This is a genomic window from Nocardia sp. N2S4-5 (genome assembly GCF_044628355.1).
GTDB classification, from domain to species: Bacteria; Actinomycetota; Actinomycetes; order Mycobacteriales; family Mycobacteriaceae; genus Nocardia; species Nocardia wallacei_B.
Map to the genome: position 1 here is coordinate 6,601,414 of NZ_JBIUPM010000001.1, position 21,831 is coordinate 6,623,244.

Here is a 21,831-nt window from a genome sequence, read left to right on the forward strand (position 1 = left end):
CTACGACATCATTCGCGATCCGATCCGCCGTCTTTACCCGCTCGCTCGGCCTCCGCGCGTCGCGGATCGAGATGCTCGCCGAGGTTGTCCGCGATACGGATGCCCAGCGTCTCGGCCACGTCGCGGTAGGCGACGAGTACGTCGCGCGGAATCGGCTGCGCGGTGATGAGGCCCTCGGGCGGGGTCTCCAGCAGACCGCTCACCTCGTTCAGGATCGCCGTGACGACCTCGTGCGGGTGTGGATCCGGGTGTGTGTCGGAGCGCAGGCCGTGGCGAATGTAGTTGTCCACCGAAACCGGGGCGACGACGATGGAAATGTGCCGGACCTCCGGACACTGCCGATCGATGGTCGCCCACACCCGGCGCGCGTGCTGCGGGGTGCACACGGCGATGATGGATTCGACGCCGTGTCCGTGCTCTTGGAGGAGGGCGACGGACTTGATCGCGTTCTGCCGGGTGTTCTCGGCGAGCGGCTCCTCGATGCCGTGGTGGGCGCCCAGACCCGTTTGCTGGGCACCCAACCGGAACCTGGCGGCTTCGGACATCCAGGGCCGCTGGGGGTTTCCCGTCTCGGCGGCTTCCTTGTCGTAACCCGAGAAGACGACCGGGATCTCGTCCAGTCCGTGCTCACGGGTCAGGTTGGCTACGACGGCCGAGCTGCCGTCGTCCGGGCTGCCGAACAGGATTATGGCGTCGTGGTGGCCGTCGGGATCGAAGGCCCACTTCGGGTCGTGGCGTAGGAAGTCCCACACTTTGGTGAGGTCGGACATCATCCGTTCGGTATCCACGCCCCGATCACTCAGGCCTTGCAGCCATGCGGTGTAGGTGCGTTCGTCCGTGGCCGTGGAAGCGTGGGGGACGGTTACCTCGCGCGGTGTGACAGCTTGTCCCGCAGGGTTTTTCGTGGGTTCTTCCCCGCTTCCGCGGGCGAAGCCGCCGCCGTCGATATGGGCTTGGGCGAGCATTTCCATTTGCCGGTGACGCGGGATGCGCTTGCGGCCGGGTTTCCACGGAGTGCCGAAGTCGGCGAGGGGGTCGTCCGCCAATCCGGTAGGGCCGAGGATAGTTGCGGGCGGTGCGGTGCGGTGGTGCGCTGTCGCGTGGTTTGCCTCTTCGGCCTGGTCGGTGGGAGATGTTGTCTCCTCGGCATTTTCATCGATCGACTCGGATACCGGGGTGACCGATTCGCGGCGCAGACCGAATAGCCTTCGCAGCTGTTCGACTCGGTGTCTGCTGCCGATGATCACTTGCCGTGCGGTGACAGCTACGGCAGCCGCGCCGATGAGACCGACCGACAACCATCCGGAGACATCCACTCCGTGCGAGGACAACACAGCGCCGCCGATCAGACCGCCGACCGCGGGCCCTGTGGCGAGAGCCAGGTCCTTGGCGCTGGTCGATCGCCCGTGGTGTGTGCTCGGAACCACTTGCCGCAGGTGCGTCCCTACCCGGACATTCATGCCGACGCCGATCAGGGAGACGCCGAGCGTGCCGACCGCGACGAGGATCGGGTTGGCGGTCACGGACTGCAGCGCGGCCACACCCGTGAAACCCGCCAGTGCCGCCGGGTACAGGACACCGACCTCGGTCTTGTTTATCAAGCGTTTGGGGATCAGTAGTGCTCCGGCAACGCCGCCGATGGCGCCGGCACCGAGCACCAATCCGGCGGCTACGCCGGGCAATGCAGCCTCGTCGACGATTACGGCGGCGCGCAGATTGAGGATTGCGGCCGCCACGTTCGTGACAGGCGTGATGGCGGTGTACTCCCGCAGGAACGAATCCTGCCAGATCTGGGACGCACCCTCGCGAATATCCCGGAGCGGATTGGTGCGTTCCGCCGCAGCACGAGTCGGCAGGCTGCCTCGCAGCTTCGACAGGCTCACCTGGTTGATCGCGTACGAGACACCGTTCGCCGCGAACGGCAGCACCTGGTTCACGCCGAGCAGGATCGGTCCGAGCACCCGTCCTCCGGTGCCCGCGACGTATCGTTCGGCCTGCGTCATGCGGGTGGCACTCTCGAACTGTTCGGGTGTGACGAGCTCCCGGACCGTGCTGTCGAGGCTGCGGGCGTAGAACTTGGCAGCGGTGACCTCCGCCAGCGTCATCCCGGCGAGTATCAGCCCGATGTCCCGCGCGCCGAGGGCGACCGCTGCGCCGGCCCCCGCGACGGACGCCATGCCGGCCCACTGCGCGATCCGCATCGTCTTACCGCGGTTGTAGAAGTCCGCGGCATACCCGGCAGGGAGTTCGAACAGGATCGACGGTACCCAGAGGGCGAATGTGGTCAGCCCCGCCGCCATCGGGTCACCGGTCAGGCCCATGGTCAGTAGCGGCAGGGACGATTGCTGGATGCTGTCGCCGAGTCCGGTCACCGCGTTGGAGATATACAGCTGCCGGTACGGCTTGTTGGTGACGAACAACTCCCGCACCGAAACCGAATCACCCGCCGGCGCTTCGGGTTTCGGGCTGACCGTCGATTCTGGGGCGGGCTCTGCCGGGGCAGCGGCGGGTGCCGGTTCGGCGGTGGCCGGATCCGACTGGACCCCCTTCTTCCCGCGCCACAGCTTGCGGCCGAAGCCGCCGCCGTCGATGTGCCAGACCTCGGGCGGTTCTCCGCGTCCGCGGGGATGTGCCCACGGTCGGTCGGGTCCGTCGAACGGTGCGTCGGGGTCCGGCACACCCATGCCGCCGCGCATGACCGGTGGGTGCGCGGCGCGCTGCCTCGGCGCGGGTTGCCGCGCGGCGGGGTCGGCCGGGAGCGGGCCGCGGTTCGCGCTGTCGTGGGCGGCGGTTGCGGCGGCCGCACCGGGATCGGCGGGGGAGGTCTTGTTCAGTAGGTCGGGTCCGAGTTTGTAACGGATGCGGCGGAAGTGCGTGCGTACCGTACCGGGTGCGCAATCGAGCGCCGCGGCGATCTCGGCCGTCGTCATGCCCGCCCGGTGCAGCCGGAGGACTTCGTTCTCCCGGGCGGACAGCGGCATCGCGTCCGTCGCCGCTGCCGGCGCGTGCGCTCGGTGGTCGCCGCCGGCCTTCCGGCGGATGTTCTTCAGGTGCTGCTCGACCGTGCCCGGCGAGATCGCGAGTTCGGCCGCGATCTCGGTGTTGCTGTGGCCCGCCTCCACCAGCTCGAGCACCTCCCGCTCCCGGGCGGAGGGCGTCGGCGGGGCGCCCGCGGCAGCGCTTCTCCGCAACAGTTCCACGGTCTGTTCGAGCGCGGTCGCGGCGGGCGTGCCGGTGCCGAGTTGCTCGAGGGTCAGCGCTCGCATCCGCGCCGAGCGGTGACGGAGCGACCGCGGTGCCCCGAAGAGCCGTGAAAGACGTTGGCACAGAACGTGGATCGCGTCGGCCGCGACCCCGATCACCTGTTCGCCCGGCATGCGGGTGCGGATCTCGGCCAGCACTTCGTCAGCGCGCCGCAACTGGTCCAACCCATATCCCGAACCTCGGGTTCGGGTCAGGTCGAACTTCGCCCGAGTCAGCAGATCCGATACGTACGGCCCGGCCGCCGCGGCGAAGGCGGGGTCGGGCGCCGTCCGAGCACGGGCGAATGCCGCGGCCCGATCCTGGAGACCACCGAAGATGCGCCGCTGCTCCGGTGAGATCTCCAGTGCCAGTTCCGGTTCCATGTCGATGGCGAGGGCCTCGTCGTAGGCTTCGGTCGTGGCTCCTTCGTCGTCCAGGATGCCGAGACGGAGAGTCGCCATGAAGATGGGCACGCTGCCCGTCGCGCCGACCGCGTCGCCGATGCGATCGCGCCGGCGCTGGATGGTGGCCGGGCTCACCCCCAGCCGCCGGGCCATCGCCTCGTCCGACAGGCCCTGCGCCATGAAGCCCAATAGCTCTCGCTGGTCTTCGGAGAGCCGGACCGCTCCGATCGCCGGCGCGTCACCGACGTCGATGAGTCCCCGCCGTTTGGCCGCGAGAACCGTCGGGATGGCGCCGTTGGTGCCGAATTTCGCTGCGGCCCGTGACTGGTGGCTCTTCACCGAGCCGGTGCTCGTGCCGAGCCGATCCGCGATCTCGGCGGGGGTCAGACCCTGGTAGACCAGGTTGAGCACCGCGGCTTCGCGGGTGTTCGGCTGCCGCTCCCCGGGCCCGAAGCCGCCACCGTCGATATGAACGGTACCCAGCTCGCGCGCCTGCTGTCGTATGGGCTTCCAGGGGCGGTGCGGGCCATCGAAGGGCGCCTCCGGGTCCACGAAACCCGTGGGCCCCGGGAGAGCAGGACTGTCCGCGTTCGTCCGGGTGGCCGGTGAGTGCGGCACGGCATCAGGTGGGGCGGACCGAGGCTCGGACAACTCTCCGGCAGCGCGCTCCCGATCCGCCACCACTGTGCCCGCGCCGTGGTGGACGGCCAGGTGTCCCTGTTCGGCCAGTCGCCGGTAGGCGCGGGCGACAGTCGACCCGGAGACCCCCAGGTCCGCGGCGAGTTCTTTGACACCGGGGAGCTTCCAGCCGACCGGCAGGTCGCCCGCGTGGATTGCCGCCCGCAGGCCATCTGCCAGGGCGGTGACATTCGATTGGCCCGCCAGCATCTCGGCCAGTTCCGCCGGGGCGACGACACCGCGCACGGCGTATCCCGAAGTAGCCGCGGACTCAACGGCTTCTGAGGTGTCACGGCGGTCCGCCACTACGGTGCCGACGCCTTGGCGAGTCGTCACCAGCCCCTCGCGTCGCAACTCTGCATAGACGAAACCCGCTGTGGCAGGGGATATTCCGAAATGTCCGGCCAGCTGTGCCGCTGAGGGCAGCGGGTGTTGCGGGGCCAGCATGCCGGATCCGATGGCGGTCCGGAATGCTTCCGTCAGCGTCGCGCGAGCCGGGAAGCCCGCCGCCAGGTTGGCGAGCAATGTCCGGTCGTCCAGTGTGCGCGCGAGTGTCGGGTCGATACCGGCTCCGAGGCCGCGCCGGCCGCCGATCGCCGCGGTGACCGGTACGGGAGGCAGCGTCGTTTGCAGCCGCCAGGCGGGTCTCGCCGTGACGAAGGCGCGCAGTAACGCCGTCCGGGTGAAGGCGGCCTGTTCCGGCGTGAGTGCTCCGGCGGCTGCGGCCCGATCGAGCTGTACGACACCGTGGATGATGCGCTGAATCTGCAAGAGCAACGTGAGTACGTCGCCACCGTAGATATAGCCGCCGGGTGGTTCGGGCTCGTCGACCAGGCTGGGGCGGTCGTGGTGCTGAGCTTCCCGCTTGGCGAAATCACGGTCGAAAACGATGAGGCGTCCGTCGACCACGGCGATGAGCAGGTGCCCGAAACGCGGTTCGCACAGCAGGACCCGGAATCGTTCCGGCTCCAGGAACGGCAGCCGGTCCAGCACCGGTGCGAAGGGGTCCGCCGGTATGTCTAGCGTGTACAGGAGGTCACCGAACTCGGCGAACAACGGCTCGACACAGCGGGTCTCGGCCTCGACCAATTCTCGCAAATGCGTGCGAGGGTCGCGGTTCTCAGCCGGTGTCCCGCCCAGCTGCCGGTGAATGTGCCGGATGCTTTCGGCAACAAGGTCTTCCGGCGGAGCTGTGACGTCCGCGATCTGAACGGCTTGGGGCATTCCGCTGCGGATCGACACCATGGCATGCCCACCGTCGGGCATGGCGAAGGTGTGACCGACGTAGTAGACGCGGGGGACACGCTCGGCACCGCGCAGCGCCAGCATCTCGAGGACGCGGTTCTCCATCGAGGCCTGCGGATTCCCCACATCGTCGAATCGGACGATATGCACCAGGAATTGGCCGACGTCGACGGTCACGGCATCCGTCGTCATCGGCCCGGGCAGTCTCCGCAGAGCCGCGTCGATGACTGCGGCCGCCTCGGGATAGGACAGGGCGCGTCCGGTCTCGCCGCCGAAGTGCCGGTACTCCTCGATCGGCGGGGCCGCGGAGTTTGTGCGCGCTTCGTCGCCTAGCGGCCCGAGCACCTTGCCCTTCTTCGGCGGGGCGGGCAGCTCGGGGTCGTGGGGAAATAGGTTGGTGAGCGCGCCGTCTTCGTCGGCGGTCAGGAAGGCGACGAAGGCTTCGTCGATGTCGGGGTAGGACTGTTTCCATTCCTCGACGGTGCGGACTCGGGGAATGCGTTCGGGGTCACCGGGATCGACATGGGGGTCGCCGGGTTCGGTGATGTTGGTATCGAAGACGACGACGTTGCCGCCGGGTTTGTTGTCGGTGTTGGTGATGGTGAGTGAGTGCAGCTTCGTGCCGTTGCCGAGGAGCAGGACGGCGGTGTCGGCGCCGTTCTTCATATTCCGTACGTCGTCGATGGTCCGGGCGACGGGATCGTCGGTCTCCGGGTCGAATTCGATTTCGACGAGCTGGGTCGAAATGGCCTCCTCGAGGTGCTTCGCGCTCTTCTGCCATTTCTTGGGCTTTTTTCCCGAGTCGAGGCCGAGTGCCCAGACCGCCGTTGACGTCTGGTTGATGCAGTTCAGCAGTTTCTTGGCCTTGAACAGCCGCTTGTACAGCGACCAGGTGGCGACGGTGCCGAAGGTGGCGGCGATGGAAATGCCGGTGGCCTCGCTGCCGAACAGCGCGATCGCGCCGCCGGCGACGGCGGGGCCGAGGGCGAACGCGCCGTTGGTCGTCACGACAGTGATGGATCGAACCCGCCCGCGCACGTCGGAGGGAATCGTCTTGTTCATGTACGTAGCGACGGGAATTCCGGCTGCACCGAGGACCGCCCAGGTACTGGCGAAGCCCGCCGAAGCCACCCAAGGGTTGTTGGTGGCGGCCTGGATGATCGCGGGTACGGCCAACCCCGCTAGTCTGGCCGTCAACAACGTTTCGATGCTGGGTTTTTCCAGCCACTTCTGTGGTATGAGGTTTCCGACGACACCGCCAAGGGGCGTGATCAGCAGCGCTGCTCCCTGTTGCCACTCCGAGAGACCGGAGCTGGTGATCATCGCCGTGAATTGTATTCCCTGCAGTCCCAGGTAGAAGTTGGTCAGTCCGAGATTCGCGTTCTGTCGCCTTCTGAGAGGCAGATTCTGGACAGTATGGAAACCCTCGGCGATCGACTCGCGCATGTGTTTCCAACCGGATGCCGAGTTCTCCGGTCTCGGAGCGGTCGGAAAATCCGGCATCTTCCACAGTGTCGCGAGATTGACGATGCTGGTAGCGGCGTCTATGAGCGGCGCCGCCCAAGTGCCCGCCTTCAACACGAGCGGTCCGAGTCCGCTACCCAGGACACGGGTCGCATTCATTTTGAGATTGTTGAAACGAACCAGCCCAGCTTGAGCGTCGCCGGCCATTTCGACGAGCACCTTGTCGGCGGCACTGGAGTAGATCACGGACGACCCCGCTCCGACGAGCGTCGTCCCGATGAGGATCGGAACCGAGTGGGCGCTTCCGGACGCGAGGGCCCCCGCCGCCGTCAAGGCGCCGGCGGCAGTGAGACCTTGGCTGCCGATCAACAGCTTCTTCAACGAATAGTGGTCGGTCACATGGCCTGCGATCAGTGCGCCACCGAGGTGCGGCAGCCGCAAGGCCCACGCGGCCGCACCGGCCACTGCCGGGCCTCCTTGCTGCATGAGATAGAGCGCCGTCACCGTCTGCATCAGCTCGTAGCCGGTGCTGTTGAGGAATTCGGCGCCGAGACGGACACCCATCGTGCGGTTGCCGCGAATTAGGTGGACGAGTGTGTCGGGCGTCGCCGCCGGCGTATCGGGCGACGATGTCGGCGGCTCGGTCACCTCGGCCGGGTCTCCCGCGTCGGGCGACTTCGGCTGTGGCGGCTCGGCCTTCGGCGCGGCGGGCTGTTCATCCGGATTCTCCGGCTCGCCGCCGGTCCACTCCTGGCCGTTCGGGTTGTGGTGGAAGGCCAGGAACGGGTCGGGCCCCTCGTGCCCCAGTGCGGCGCGACGTGGCCGATATCCTTTGGGGGCCGGGCGGTTCAGAGCGAACGGGTTGTCGTCGGGATGCGCGGGCGGGTTCGTGACCGGTGCCGGTGCGGGCGGAGACAGGAGTTCTCCGGTGCCGTCGGCCCAGCTGAATCCTGAGGCTGTCAGCCAATCGGTCAGTACTTCGTGCGCGGTCCGGAAGGCAGGGTGGGTGCGTCCGGGCTCCGGGCCGAAATCGAGTGAACTGTACTGTGCCGTGGCGGTGGTGCTCGCCGGACTCACGTCGATGGTCGCCCGGGCGGGTTCGCCGAGCACCGGCTGACAGGTCACATCGATCGACAACCCCCCGCCGTACGGGATGCGGACGGACTCGACCTCGAACGAGAACTCCTCCGTGCCGCCGCGCAGATGTTTGCGCAACTCGGCCGTCAATGCTTGGAGATCCACTTGCTCCCGGGGCTCGGGCACCGTCTTCGCCGCCGCGGCGTCTCCGTCGTTCTCCGCCGGGGACCACCACGCCGGACCGACGATGTCCAGTGCCGACCTGAACCGGATCGTCGACAGGTCGATTCGCTCGCCGAGCCGGTGGAGGACCTGCGTGCGGGCCTTCGAGCTGCGTCTGCTGTCATCGTAAAAGGTGCCCGAGAACAGGTCCACGAATTCCGGGTTGCCCTCGGATAGCTCCCACCGTCCGTATCCGGCGACAATGGATGTGTCGTCGGGCCGTGTGCTCTGCCGCCGTTCGTCCTCGTCGGCGTATTCGGCCAGGTAGGCGTTCAGTAGATCGGAGTGTTCGCCTTCGGAACTCGTGATGAGAGTTCCGCTGCGGAGCAGGAGAAAGGGGCGTAATCCGTTGGTAGAGTGCGGATTCCGATTCTTCTGGGAGTAGAAAACCCCGGCGTCGTCTTGGTCCAGAACGACGACGTCGACCGTCCGTTGCGGCTGCCCGTACCGTGCGCCGGGCCGGAAGGTGGTTTTCGCGCCGTCGTACTCCGTCCGGCTCGGTGTGGCCGGGGGACCCGTGTGCCGCGCCTTGCGGAGTCCCGCGTCGTAGGCGCCGGGCTGCGCGGCACGCAGGCGGTGGTTGATGCGGGTCTGTCCCGGTGCCAGCGGTTGTGCCGCCGCCGGAACCCCCGGCTCGATGCCCGGTGGGAGTACTCGTGCCGCTCCGTCGATTCGGTGCGGATTGCGCCAGTCCGTCCCGTATTGGTGTACTTCGTCGACGTGGACTGCCCGGTTCGGAAAGTGACCGGCCAACGCGAGGTCGATCTGGTGCCGCAAGAGGTCGAACCGGGGGTCGGCGGTTTCCGGGTCATGGTGAACGATCCAGGTGTTGATCTGCCCACTGTCGCTGACGCGGTACCGGATATTGCATGTCACGGTCAGGCCGCCGATATCGAAGGTGGGTAGCCAGGGCACGTCGAGTTGATTCTTCATTTCCAGATGACTCGGCCCCTGCGCCTCCACCGCATGCAGCACAAGGGTTTTCGTGTCGCCCGCCAGCTCCACGGCCGTCACCAAACCTGCCACGGTGGGATTCGGCCCGACCATCCGTGCCATCTCGTCGGGCGTGTCCACGACGATCCGCCCGGCCGCCGCACCTGTTGCCTGGACCGGGACGGCCGGTTGCGCCCCCGGCTGGTGGCGATTTCCTCCGGTCCATTCCTGGCCGTTCGGGTTGTGGTGGAAGGCTAGGAACGGATCCAGCCCGTCCGGTCCCGGACCGGCGCGGCGCGGCCGGAACCCCTTGGGAGCCGGACGATTCAGGGCGAACGGGTCCTCGACGGGCTGCGCGGGCGCGGGTGCGGCGGCCGCCTGCGGGGTGGCCTGGAGACCAGCGATGGCGTGGTGCGCGGTGAGGAGCTGGTCGAGCACCTCCACCAGCTGTTGCAGCGTCGGATCGTTCGACACCTCGGCCGCAGCGCGCAGTTCGGTGACCGGGTCGGCGGCTTGCGGCGCAGGCGGGCCCGGCTCCGTGATACCCAGCCGATTCGCCAGTTCGCGATCGAGTTGCGCTGGGCTGACGTCGGATCGCTGCCACGGCGTCGAACCGGCATCGTTCTCCCGAAGCGTTGCGAGCCGCAATCCCAACCAGTCCACCAGGGCGTCCAGCTCCTGTCCCGCAGCAGCCAGGCCCTCCGCGCCGGCCCCGCGGAGCCACTGCTGGGCAATCGTCACCGCCTGCTCGACCAGTACGGGTTCGGTGAGTTCCGGGACCACCAGCAACAACGTGGCGAGGTCGTTCCGCGCCGTCTGCAATCGGACCTGCAACTCGTGCACAGCCGCGTTCGGGTCGATTCCGCTGACGGGCGCGTCCGTCCCGGCGAAGATCGCGCCGGATCGGTCCAACCACGGGCCGGTTGCCCGGGCGTGGAAGACCTCGATCGCGGCGCTCACGCGGTCGGCATCCCGGCCGAGTGTCACATCGGTGTACCACGCCGTGATCACGTCATCGTCGCGAGTGAGGACAAGGGTGACTCGTCCCGCCTCACCGCCGACCGGGTTGACCGAGAAGGTGACTCGTAGCGAGTTCTCCGCGGCGTCCGTCGCCACCACGTACAACCAGAAGTCTTCGGTGGCCCCGAGGAATATGTCGCGCGCTCCCGGAATTGCCGGCCCGTTCCGTTCGCCCCGGTTCTCGATCAGTTGGCCCACGGTCGGCGCACCCGCCGGAATGTGGGTGCGCCACAGGTCGCCCAATATCCCGTCGTCGAAGGTGAATTGGACATTTCGCTTCGTCAGCTCGGCCAGCCCGTAGGCGACGAATCGGAGATCGGATCCGTGCGGCAGCAGCTGGCTGCCGAACACGATCTTCACATCGCGGCCGCCCTCCATCGACCACTGGCCGAACGAGAAGACCTTCGGATCGGGATCGGGATATGTTCCGAGCAACTGGAGGTGAGTAGCCGGCACGGGTGCGGTTCGTATTCTGCCGGGGGTGAAGAAGAAGACGTCACCGAGAGGGCCTGTGGTGTAGCCCATGTCGTCGTCGTGAATCCCGCCGTAATAGGTGATCTGCACATTGGTGTAGTCGACCCGTTGGGCGAGTTCGGGATAGTGCAGGTGTGCAGGCATCTGCACGGTGTCGTAGGCGGTGGTGGGGTCGGCCGCGGCGTCCGGCGATTCGCTTGTGGCGTCGGTACTCCAGGGCGTGCTGCCGACGGGGGCGGTCGTGGCATCGTTCTGTGGAGGCTCCGCGGTCGGCGGCGCGGTCGCGGGGACGGATTTCAGGTCGAAATCTCCACGGCGCAGGCCCTGGACCACCGCGCCCGTGCGGTCGCCGACACCGAGCTTGCGAAACATCAGCGGCAATGCGGCCTTCACCGTCTCCGTCGACAATCCGAGGGCCGACGCGATACGGCTGTTCGTCATTCCCGCGGCGACCAGAGGAAGGATCTGTTGTTCTCGAGGGGAGAGCGGGGCGGGCTGGTCGCGAAGCGGTATCTCCTCGAGACGAAGGTGTCCGTGGCGCAGTGCTTGGACAACGGCCTCGGTTCTGCCCCGGGCACCCAGTGCGCGTGCGGTGGTTTCGATGCCGCGGACATTCTCGCCTGCGGCGAAGCGCGCGAGAGCCGCTGATTCGTCGCCCGATATTTCGCGGACGGGGTCCGAATGAGCCGCCGGTATCTCGCTCGGATCGAGGGCTCCCACGGCGAGAGCCCGGACGACCGCCTCGGTCCGATTTTGCGCGCCGAATATGCGGATGAGGTTCCGGACACTGCTTGCCACGATGCTCGTGGACAGCTCCGTGGCCGTGGCGATGTCCTGGTTCGTGTCGTGTATTGCCAGCAGAGCCAGAATCTGACGGTCCCGGTCGTTCAGCTGATGTGCGAGGGTGGGGTCCGGCTCCGGTATTTCCCGCAGCGGGAACAGCTTTCGGCGCAGTGCCTGCACGACGGCATGAGTGCGGTCTCGGGCGTCCAGCTTCTCGAGAATGCGCGAGAGCGCGCCTTTCACGAAGTCTTCCGTCTCGGCGAGTTCCTGTGCGATCTCACCGTTCGTCCGGCTCGCCGCGACCAGTCGAAGTATGTCGAGTTCGGTTTCTGTGAGCGGACCGGCTTTCTCTTCGAGAGGGGGTATGGATTGCCGGAGCACCTCTGCCGCCAGCTTGTTCACCGCGGCGAGCTGAAGGCCGCTCATTCGCCGCCCGGTGCGGACCGCAATGGTGGCATCGTTGATTCGTCGCCGTTGGACCGAGTCCAACCGGGAGGTGGCAAGAAGGAAGGTCGCCTTGTCCGTGCTCGCCAATTCCAGTGTGGCGTCGATGAGTTCGGGATCCTCCACGTGCTCGATAACCTCATGCACCAGTTCGGCATCGGTGGCTCGGGACAGTCCGGGGACGCTGGAAGAGGGCAGGGCACGGTTACCGGCGAGGAAGGCGAGCGTGACTCGGCGCCGGAGATCGAGGAACGCGGTCTCCGGTGCGTTCGGCGCTGAATTTCCGGTCGCAGCGGAGCCGCCCGTCTTCGATGCGGCCCGATCAGTGACAACCAAATCGCTGCGGTGGCTCACGCCCAGCTTGTTGCGGATCAGCTTGACGTAGCTCTTGACCGTCTCCTCCGAGACGAACAGGTACGTCGAGATTTCCGCATTCGTCTTCCCCCGGGCCACCAACCGCAGGACTGTGTGCTGGCGCTGGGACAATGCCTGGTCGGCGTGCTGCGACAAGGCGGTGAGGAAGACGTCGACATTCCCCGTCAAAGCGTCGCGATCCGGTGTGCCCAGTTTGTCGTAGATTCGCTTGACGTAGCTGTTGACGGTCTTTCCGGGGATGTTCAGGCGATCCGCGATCGCCGCGTTCGATTCGCCTCGGACGATCATGCCGAGAATCGACGTCTCGGTACGCGACAGTGCGCGTGTGCCGCCGCGCTGGGACAACGCGGCGGCAGTAGCACGGTCGGCTCCGGACAACTCGTCACGACTGGATACGCCGAGTCGGTCGAAGATCCGCTTGACCTGACTCTTGACGGCCCCTTCGGAGATTTCCAGCGAATTCGCGATCGCCGCGTTCGGCTCGCCCTGCACAACCATCTTCAGGATGGCGCGCTGGCGCTTGGACAATGGGCGTGTGCCGGAGTCGATCTGTTCGACGAAGGTGTCGATGTCGGGAGGTTCGTCGCGTGCGGGCTCCTCATCGGGCTGCCCGCCCCGGGCGAAACCGCCGCCGGTTATCTCGGTCTGCACGAATTGTTCGGCGCGGCGCTTTCCCCGGCCCAGGTTGCGGCCGTGGTCGAGGGGGTTTCCTCGGTCGCCGAAGGGGTCGCTGGGGTCTGGGACGCCCATGGGGCCGCGGAGGGCGGGTGCGGGATTGCGTCGGGGGGTCGCGTCGGCTTTCCAGGGAACTCCGGCGCCGGCAACCGGCTTGCTGCCGGTAACCGATTGGGCCCCAGGCGGTTCGGGCGGTGTGACATCCACGTCGCTCCACGGCGTCGTGGTGTTCGGTGCGGGTGTCGCTCCGGCGGGAGTCGTGGCGGGCCGGCCGGCCCACGGGTTGCTCGCGCCACCCGCGTCCGGCGCGGAAGCGCCCGCGCCCGTTGCCTTCTCGGTGACACCGGGCGCGGTGCCGGTCATGAGTGCCGCGGCGACGGTGATGTCGTCACGGCCGCCCGCATCAATGGCGGCCCGCACGTAGGCGCGGGGCACGGTGCTCAGATCGCCGCCGGATCGGGTGAGGGCCTCGCGCAGGATGGCCGCGATGGGCTCCGGGTCGTCCGGGCTGAGCGGCTCCCACATGCCGTCCGACGTCACCACGACGACGCCCTTGCCCCGCACCTGTTCGAAAGTTGTTGCGTGCGAATCTAGTCCGTCAAGGGGGCGGCCCAGGCTGTAGGTGAGCCCCTGGCCGATCGCGGAATGCTTGGCCTCCTCGCGGGGCGTGCCGAACGCGTCCATCACCTTCTGGACGTTCGAGTCGTCGGTGGTGAGCTGGATCGCGGGCCCGTCGTCCAGTGGGACCCAGTACGCCCGGCTGTCGCCGACCCAGTCGACGGTGAGCCGCCCGGATTCCAACAGCGCCACCACGATCGTCGCGGCCGGAGGCTCGGTGCCGGAGTCGGCGGTGGTTCCGAGGATCGCGGTCTGAGCCGACGCCACGACGTCGCGGACGACTGCCACCGGGTCGAGCCCGCCTTCACGATCGGCCCGCTCCAGGGCGGCGACCATGCTGTCGCGCCCGGCCTCCTTACCGGCCGCGGAAGCCCGGTGACCGCCCTTCGGTCTGGACGTGCCATCGAGCAGGACGACCCCGACGACCTCCCGGCCGCCCACGGTCATCTTCACGAGAGCGAACGCGTCCTCGTTGATCGGGTGGTCCGGGCTTCGATCACTCGCCGCCGCAACGGAACCCAGGTTTTCCTGGGTGAGGTTTTCTTCGGCGTACGCGCGGGGTGGCAACTCCTCGCCTTGCGCCGGCGGATCGCCGGGCTGCCCGAGTTCCGATAGAACCGGGGTTGGTGCCTGTCCCGCTGGACCGGCGTCCACGGGGGCCGGAGGTGCGACGGTGGGCTCCACCGGAGTCTCCGGTGGCTTGGCCGGCACGAGTGTGCGCTCGGTGTGCGGCGCCTTGCCGGCGAAGTTTTCGGTGAGCGCGATCGACCGGCCTGGGAATCGTCCCAGGAGGGCGGCGTCGATCATCGCGCAGACCGCGGGGAAGCGTGGATTGCCGACGTCCGGATCCTGGTGGGCGATCCATGCCTCGACCCGGCCGTCGTCGTGGTGGCGGTAGGTGATGTGTGCTTCCACCGCGACGCCGTCGGACTCGACGCGAACGGTGAACGGGCTCCGGGTCACACCGCGGAGCACCAGGTGCGATGGCCCCCGGGCCTCGACGGCCTGCAGGACAAGGTGATTCGAGTGGCTTTCCGGGTCGACGCCCGTGATCAGCCCGGTGATCGAATCCTCGTGCGGTCCGGAAATCCCCTCGACCCAGCGGGGGATGACGGTGCCCGACGCCGCGGCCGGCGAGGCGGACCGCTCGCCTGCGAGGAGATTCGCGTCGAGTGCCACGAGACGTTCTTCGGCCGCCCGGAGACGGTCGACAGCCACCACTGCTTGCCGGTCCTGCTCGTGAATGCTCTGGGGGCGTTGCCCGTCCGGCTGGGTAGCGTTGTCGGCGGTGGTCAACGCGGCCAGCCATTCCGCTGCGGCGTGGAAGTGGTGCACGAGCAATCGCAGGCGTCCCGGAGGCGCGGGGGTCGCGTTCGTGTCCAGCGCCGCGATCAACTCGTCGAGGCGGGCGAGCATGTCGTGCAGCCGCTGGTAGCGCGAGAGGTCCGTGTGCAGAGCCGCGGTGCGCGGATCAATTACTGCCGCTTCATGTTCCGCTGCTATTCCCTCTCGTACCAACCGCAGCAGGCTCGGGTCGACCACCCCGGACAGACCCGGGTCGGCGGGCTCGGCCGCATTCTGTGGTCGTGGGACCGCCAACTGCGCCGCCAGCTGATCCACCCGATCGTCCGCGGCTCGGTAGCGAGCGACGGCCTCCTCCGCGAACCGTGACTGCTGGTCGATGCTGTGGGGGACCTGACGGTCGGGCCGAGTAGCGCTGTCCGCGTCCAGCAACGCCGCCAGCCACTCCGCCGCGGCATGAAAATGCTGTACCAGCAACTGAAGTCGGCCAGCGGTGACCGTGTCCGGCCGACCCATCGCCGCGCCCAACTCGTCGAGCCGGCCGAGCATGGTGTCGAGCCGCCGGAGCCGCTCGACCTCCGCATGTGTCACCGGTTCGGCGGAATCGAATTGCGCGGCTTCGTGTTCCGCCGCAATGCCTTCTCGTACCAGGCTCAGCAGCCCGGGATCCACCGCCGCCATCAGCTCCGCCGCGGGCGGAACCGCACTCGCGGCGTCGTCCGGAGGCGCCGCGGGTGAATGTTGTTCGGCCCCAGCACCCCACGGCAGCCCGGTGCGCGGATCGACATTGAACGCCAGCACCTCGAACGGCGCATCGCCGGGCACGTGCGTCGCCGCCCGGCGTCGCCGCGGTCGCCCGGCGTCGAGCGCCTCGGCCGGATCGATCTCGGGGACGAAACGGGTGGTGGGGCCCGGGGGTGGTTCCCGAGTGGCGCCGGGGGTGCCACCGGGCTGCCTGGGGGGACTGTGATCGGCCGGGTTGTCGCCGTCCGCTCGGGCTGGGACCGCGGAGGCCAGGGCCGTCCGGCCGTCGACGCCGAGTTTTCGGACCATGCGGTCCAGGTGGGTGCCGACCGTTCCTTCCGAAATATCGAGAGCTGTCGCGATTTCCCGGGTCGACATGCCTTGTCGGACCAGGTCGAGGATCTCTGTCTCGCGTTCGGACAAGGCGGGACCGGTGGCCGGAGGCGATTGCGACGACGTGCCGAGGGAGAGTTGGCCGGTACGAATCGCGGCAACGGTGGTGGAGGTGCGGTCGTCGGTCCCGAGTTTGTCGGCGCTGCGCCGCAGGCCGTTCTTCACCGCGTCCGAGGACAGACCGAGTTCCTGCGCGATCCGATTGTTGGACCAGCCTTCCGCGACCAGCCCGAGAATTTGAACCTCCCGTTCTGTCAGCGCATTCTCGGTGTCTCCGGGTAAGGGCGATACCGCACCGATCTCGAGTTGGCCGGTGCGGATCGCCGCGACCGTCATTCCCGTGCGGTCGGTATTGCCGAGCTTGCCGCCGATGCGGGACAGATGGGTCTTCACCGTGGCCGCCGACAAGCCGAGCTGTTGTGCGATCTCGCTGTTGTACCGGCCCTCCGCGGTGAGGCGGAGGATTTCTACCTCGCGGGCGGACAGTTTGCTGCGGCCCAGGTCGGGTGGTGGTGCGTCGGGGAGCGAGTCCTCATAAACCAGTGAGGCCAGCTTGTGGAGTGCTTCCCGCTGGCTGTCGGTGATGGCCTGCCGATGACCGGCATTGACCACCGCGGACGTGACCAGCTGCCGCTCGGCCGCCTCGAGCCGTCCGAATGCCTCGCTGTAGGACTCCCTCGACATCTGGGCCAACGCCAGCGCTAGATGCTCGTCCGGTACGACGCCGCCGGACGACAGGGCCGTGAAGAGGCGATACCGATGGTGAGCGAAGGCAGCATCGGGCTTTTCGGATTCCGGTGCCGGTGCCGCAGGCTGTTCGACGGGGGACTCGGCCGGCTGCGTAACTCCTTCTGGTGCAGGCGATTCGAGAGGAATGAGCTCGCCTGCTCGCGCCACGATGGTCGCTCGGTCGCCGCTGCCCAACTTGCGCCGAATGTTCCGGAGATGGGTGACGGCGGTTCCGTCCGATATCCCGAGTTCCGCGGCGATTTCCGAGTTGGATTTACCGGCGGCGACGAGGGCGAGTACTTCGATTTCGCGTTCGGTCAGCGGGGGTGTGGGTGTTTCGGTGGTTGTGGTGGCAGGTTCGGGCAACAATCCCGCGCGTTGCGCCTCGACGGCCAACTCTGTGCGGTCACCGGTGCCGAATTTCCTGCCGATTCGGTACATGTGGGATTGCACGGTGCGTTCGGACAACACGAGTTCCGCGGCGATTTCCGGGTTGGATTTACCGGCGGCGACCAGGGCGAGTACTTCGAGCTCGCGTTCGGACAGTGTGGGTGTTTCGGTGGATGTGGTGGCAGGTTCGGCCAGCAATCCCGCGCGTTGCGCTGCTACCGCCAGCTCCGTGCGATCTCCGGTGCCGACTCGGCGTCGAATGTTGGTGAGATGCTGGATGACCGTCGACTCGGATACGCCCAGTGCCGTGCCGATTTCTCGATTCGACTTGCCCCCGGCGACGAGGGTGAGAACTTCGATCTCCCGCTCGGACAAGCCGTGCATCGGTGAATTCGGGTCAGAGGCGGTGGCCGGAGTGTCTTCCGGAGTGGCCGCGAAGGGTTGGTGGAGTTCGAACCAGGTGGCTTTGCCGTTGGGTAGGGGATCGGTGCCGTTGTCGTCGGCGAGCAGGTCTACGAATGCGCCGCCGCGGCCTCGTTCCGCATCCCAGTCGGGCATGCCGGTGTGGTCCGGGACGAACTCGCTTTCGTCGGTCACGGCGAAGCGGGTTTTGCGTGTGCCTTCGGAATCTGTAGTGGTGGTGATGATCTCGATGCGGCCGGCGGTGTGTCGGAGGGAATTCGCCACCAATTCGGAGACCAGCAGTTCCGCGGTGTCGATCTGATCCTGGGTGAGCCACGGGAGTTTCTCGGGGAGCGAGCGTACCCACTCGCGGGCCCGGCCGGTGGGCTGCACCCGATGGCCTTCCTCGCCGACCGTGCCGGTGTTCTCGTCCGTTCCGCGGACCTTGAAGGTGTCGCGTAGGCGCGGTGCCGACGATTGTTGGGCGGGCTGGCTGGATTCGGCGTTCTCCGGGGGCGTGATCGGCCGCTCGGGCGGCTGGGGAGGCGCCGGATCGGGCTGGTTCTTGCGGCGGCGCTTCGGGTCGCCGCCGCCGGTCGGCGCCTGCATGGTCGGGCGCGGGAGGGCCGGACCGCGGCGTCTGCGGAGCGGTTGGGCGGGTTCGATGGTCGGCAGGCCGCCGATGGCGGGGACGCCGCTCTGGTCGAAGAGGTACTCGAGGCTGTGCGGGTTCAGCTGGGGTGGCCGGGAGGGATCCTGCGGTGCCCCAGGGGCTTTCGGGTCGGGCGCGGTGGCGTAACGGGAGCGCGCGGGGCTCTCCTGAGGGATCGCCTCGGGGCCGGCGAGGCCGGTCTCGGTGTTGGCGTCGTCGCGGGGCAGCGGCGCGACGTCCGGGATCGGCTCCGGGCGGGACGGGTCCTGGTCCTCCTCCCGGGAGCCCTCCGGGTCGGCCGGGATGGGTGGTGTGTACGTGGCGGGCAGAGCGTTCGGCCGCGCCGGTACGGCGGGCTGCTCGGGATGGGAGATGATCGGGATGGCGTCGGGCGGCGGATCTCCGCTCACCTTCGGCGCGCCCGGGATCACGTAGTCGGTGCCCGACGGCTGCTGCCATTCGTCGGGACGGTCTTTGTTGCTTCCGAATTCGGGCGCCCGATGCGGATCCGGGACGCTGATCGGCACGTGTGGTGTGGCGTCGGCGGGTACGGGGCCGGGGTACATGTCGGGGACGTCGTGCAGGCCGTTGTCCTCGTCGTCCTGCTGGTCCGCCCCGGCGAGCGGCACCGCCGCCGCGAACGCGGCCAGCGACCCGGGGGAGACGCCCGAGCCGGGCGACAACGCACCGGTCGAAGCCGCCGGTCCCAGACTCTGACCCGATGGTGTCGCAGCGCCGGACGCGCTCGTCGCCGGTGACGACTGCGATTGACCGAGAGGTATCGCGGGTGCGGTGCCCGGCGGTGTCGGTGGTGGACCGCCGGGTGGTGCTCCCGCCTGACCGAGGGGTGGTGTGGTGGTCGGGCCGGGTGGCGTCGGCGGAGGAGGGCCGCCGGGTGGCGGCGTCGTCTGCGCTGGGTGGAGTGGTGACGTGGCGGTGGGACCGGGTGTCGGTGGTGTGCCGCCGCCCGGCGGTGCTGCCCGCGTCTCGTCGAGCGGTGTTGTGGGGGATGTGCCGCTGGGTGGCGGCGCTGTCTCCGTCTGGTTGTGCGGTGTTGTTGCCGCGGTGGCGGGGCCGGGTGTGGTCGGGGGTGGCGGGCCGCTGGGTGGCGGTGCCGCAGGTGCGGGTGGGTTGTGCTGGGCCGCAGTCGGATTCGTGTGCGGTTGTGTGTCTTGTGGTGTCCAAGGGTCGGTGGGTGCGGGGGTGGTGGGTTCGTCTTGTGGGTCGAAATTTCCTGCTGCCAGACCGAATGCGGCCGCGGTCGGTGCTGCGGTTGCCGCCGCGGAGGCGGCAGCCGTCGATGGTGCTTGATCGGGGGAAGTGTTTGATGCACCCGGGTTGGGTGGCGACGCACTGGTACCACCCGCCGACGGATTGTCGGCGTTCGTAGCGTTTGAACCCGCAGGGTCATGTACAGGTGCGGTGCCGGTCTCCACTTGCGGCACCGACTCCGGCTGTGTGGGCGTCGTCGGTGATGCCGGCGTGGCCGGTGATGTGGGAGCGCCCGCGGAGGTGTCTCGTGGCGTTTGTGTATTGGTGGGGGCGGGGGTGTTCGATGGTGGAGGCGTGCCGTTGTTCGGTGCCGAAACAGGCTGCGTGGGAGCTGGTTTCGCGTCGGGAGCCGACGGGGAAGTGGCTTCGGTCGGGCCGGGCGCTGCCGGGGCTTCACGCCCGGGCGTAGGCGGCGCATCGCGACCGACGGCCGGGCGTGGTCCGGGGGTTTCGGGCGTCGGCGACGTCGGTCCGTCGAGGAAGCCGAGATCGAGCAGCGAGGCCCAATCCCCGTCCGGCGGCAACTCGCTCAGGCCGCCACCGCGTGCGGGGCCTCGCGGCCCGGGGCCGACGGGGGGCAGTGAACCGCCCTGCGTCGCACCAGGTTCCCCCGCGAAGGTCACTACTCCGCCGCCGAGGTCCCGCGCGGCGGCGACGTGCGGGCCGGTGCCGCCGGTGCCGGGCATCGGGCCGTCGGCATTCATCATCGGTCCCAGTGCGCCGCGCACCGCTCCGGGGCCGCCCTCGAGGCCGGCTCCCGCGCCGACGTGAATGACGTTGCCCGCCAGGGCCATCAGTGGATTTCCGGCATCGCCGCCGATCGCGGCCGCGGGCGGTTCTCCGGTGGCGGGGCCGGATCTGCCCGGCATACCCGCGGCGGGAGCGGCCGACTCGGACCCCACCGCCCCGGACTTCATATGGTCGAAGATCTTGGCCCACACATTGTTCTGCCCGGAACCGGCCGGACGTCCTCCCGCGGACGGGCCTTCCCCGCCGACAGGAGACCCCGACCCGCCCGCCGAGGGCGAAGCCGGAGGCGACGAGGCGGTCCCGGGCGGAGCCTCCGTGCCACCCTGCAGCCCGGCGAGCATCCGATGCGCCTCGGCGTCGGCCATCTGCTGCCACTGGTCCAGGCCGATCTCCCGATACTTGCCGGAGCCGCCCGGCGCGTCGGGGGCATGCGTGGCGGCGAACTCGAGCGCACCCGGGCGGGCCTCCGGAGCGAAGTCGTCGGGCCGCACATTGCGCGCGAATTCACCGGCGATCTCGTTTCCGGCCCGGACCATTTCGGGTGACAGCTCGGGCCGCGGCGCGTGTCCGTCACTCGCTGTCGACTCGATCGGGGGTCCGTCGGAATTCCCCTTGATCGGTTCCGGATCCGGCGACCGGGCAAGGCTTTCCGAGCTTTCCGAGGTAGTGCGCGGTACCACCTCGCCGGGCAGCCGCATGCGGGCGGCCGCGCGGGCGGCGTGAAGGCCGATGCCGAGCCCGGCCGCCATGCCGCCACCCGCGCCCACGAGCATCAGTTCGGCCAGATTGACCTCGCCGCCGGTCAATTCGTGCACCGTCAGGCCTCCGGCAAGCGCGCCCGCGGCGCCGCTGAGGCCACCGGCGGCGAGGGCGGCAAGCGCCGTCGGCATGGGCAGAGCGGCATCGGCGGCCAGACGTTGCAATCCGGGCGCCACCATCCGCGCGACCAGCCCGCCGGTCGCGCCGCCCACGCTTCCGGCGAGAGTCGCGATTCCGACGTCTTTCCAGTTCATCTCGGTCACGCGGCCCGGTTCGCCCCGGCCGTTCACGATCTGGGCGTACTGGGCCGCAGCCGTCGCCCCGCCCATGGACAGCGCCCCCAGCACGAGCCCGCTGGCCGCCGCCGCCAGATGGGGGAACGCCTCTCTGAACGCCGTGCCGCGTTGCACCAGCCAGGTGAGGGTGCGGCGACGCGCCTGCCCCGCGGCGACATCGGCATTGATGCGGGCGGTCAGGGTCTGTGTGCCGACGCTCCCAGCGATGGTCGCCACCATCGCGATGCCGATCGCGCGCAGCGTGTACTGCTCCAGCTCGACGGTGTTCGCCGACTCGTACATGAATTGGGCGAGCGCGTCGAAGGCCTCGGCCTGGGCGCGGCCGTTCTCGATCTGCTGCCCCAGCGCCTTCCGGATCGCCGTGCCGGTCTCGCCCTCGATCGCCGCGGCCGCTTCGCGCGCGGCCAGCCCTTCCAGCCGGCCGACCACCTCGGTCACCCGTTCCCCCGAACGAACCAAAGCATCCGCGACAGCGCGCATCTCGCCC

At 68.5% G+C, this 21,831-nt stretch carries 1 protein-coding gene; it reads right to left on the reverse strand.

What is annotated here, in order from left to right; genetic code table 11:
- Positions 1–8: 8 nt before the first annotated feature.
- Entirely contained in the window at positions 9–21,782 is a 21,774-nt protein-coding gene (locus ACFMRZ_RS30625; protein ID WP_400181737.1) for an MFS transporter, read from the reverse strand.
- Between the last annotated feature and the right edge of the window lie 49 nt (positions 21,783–21,831).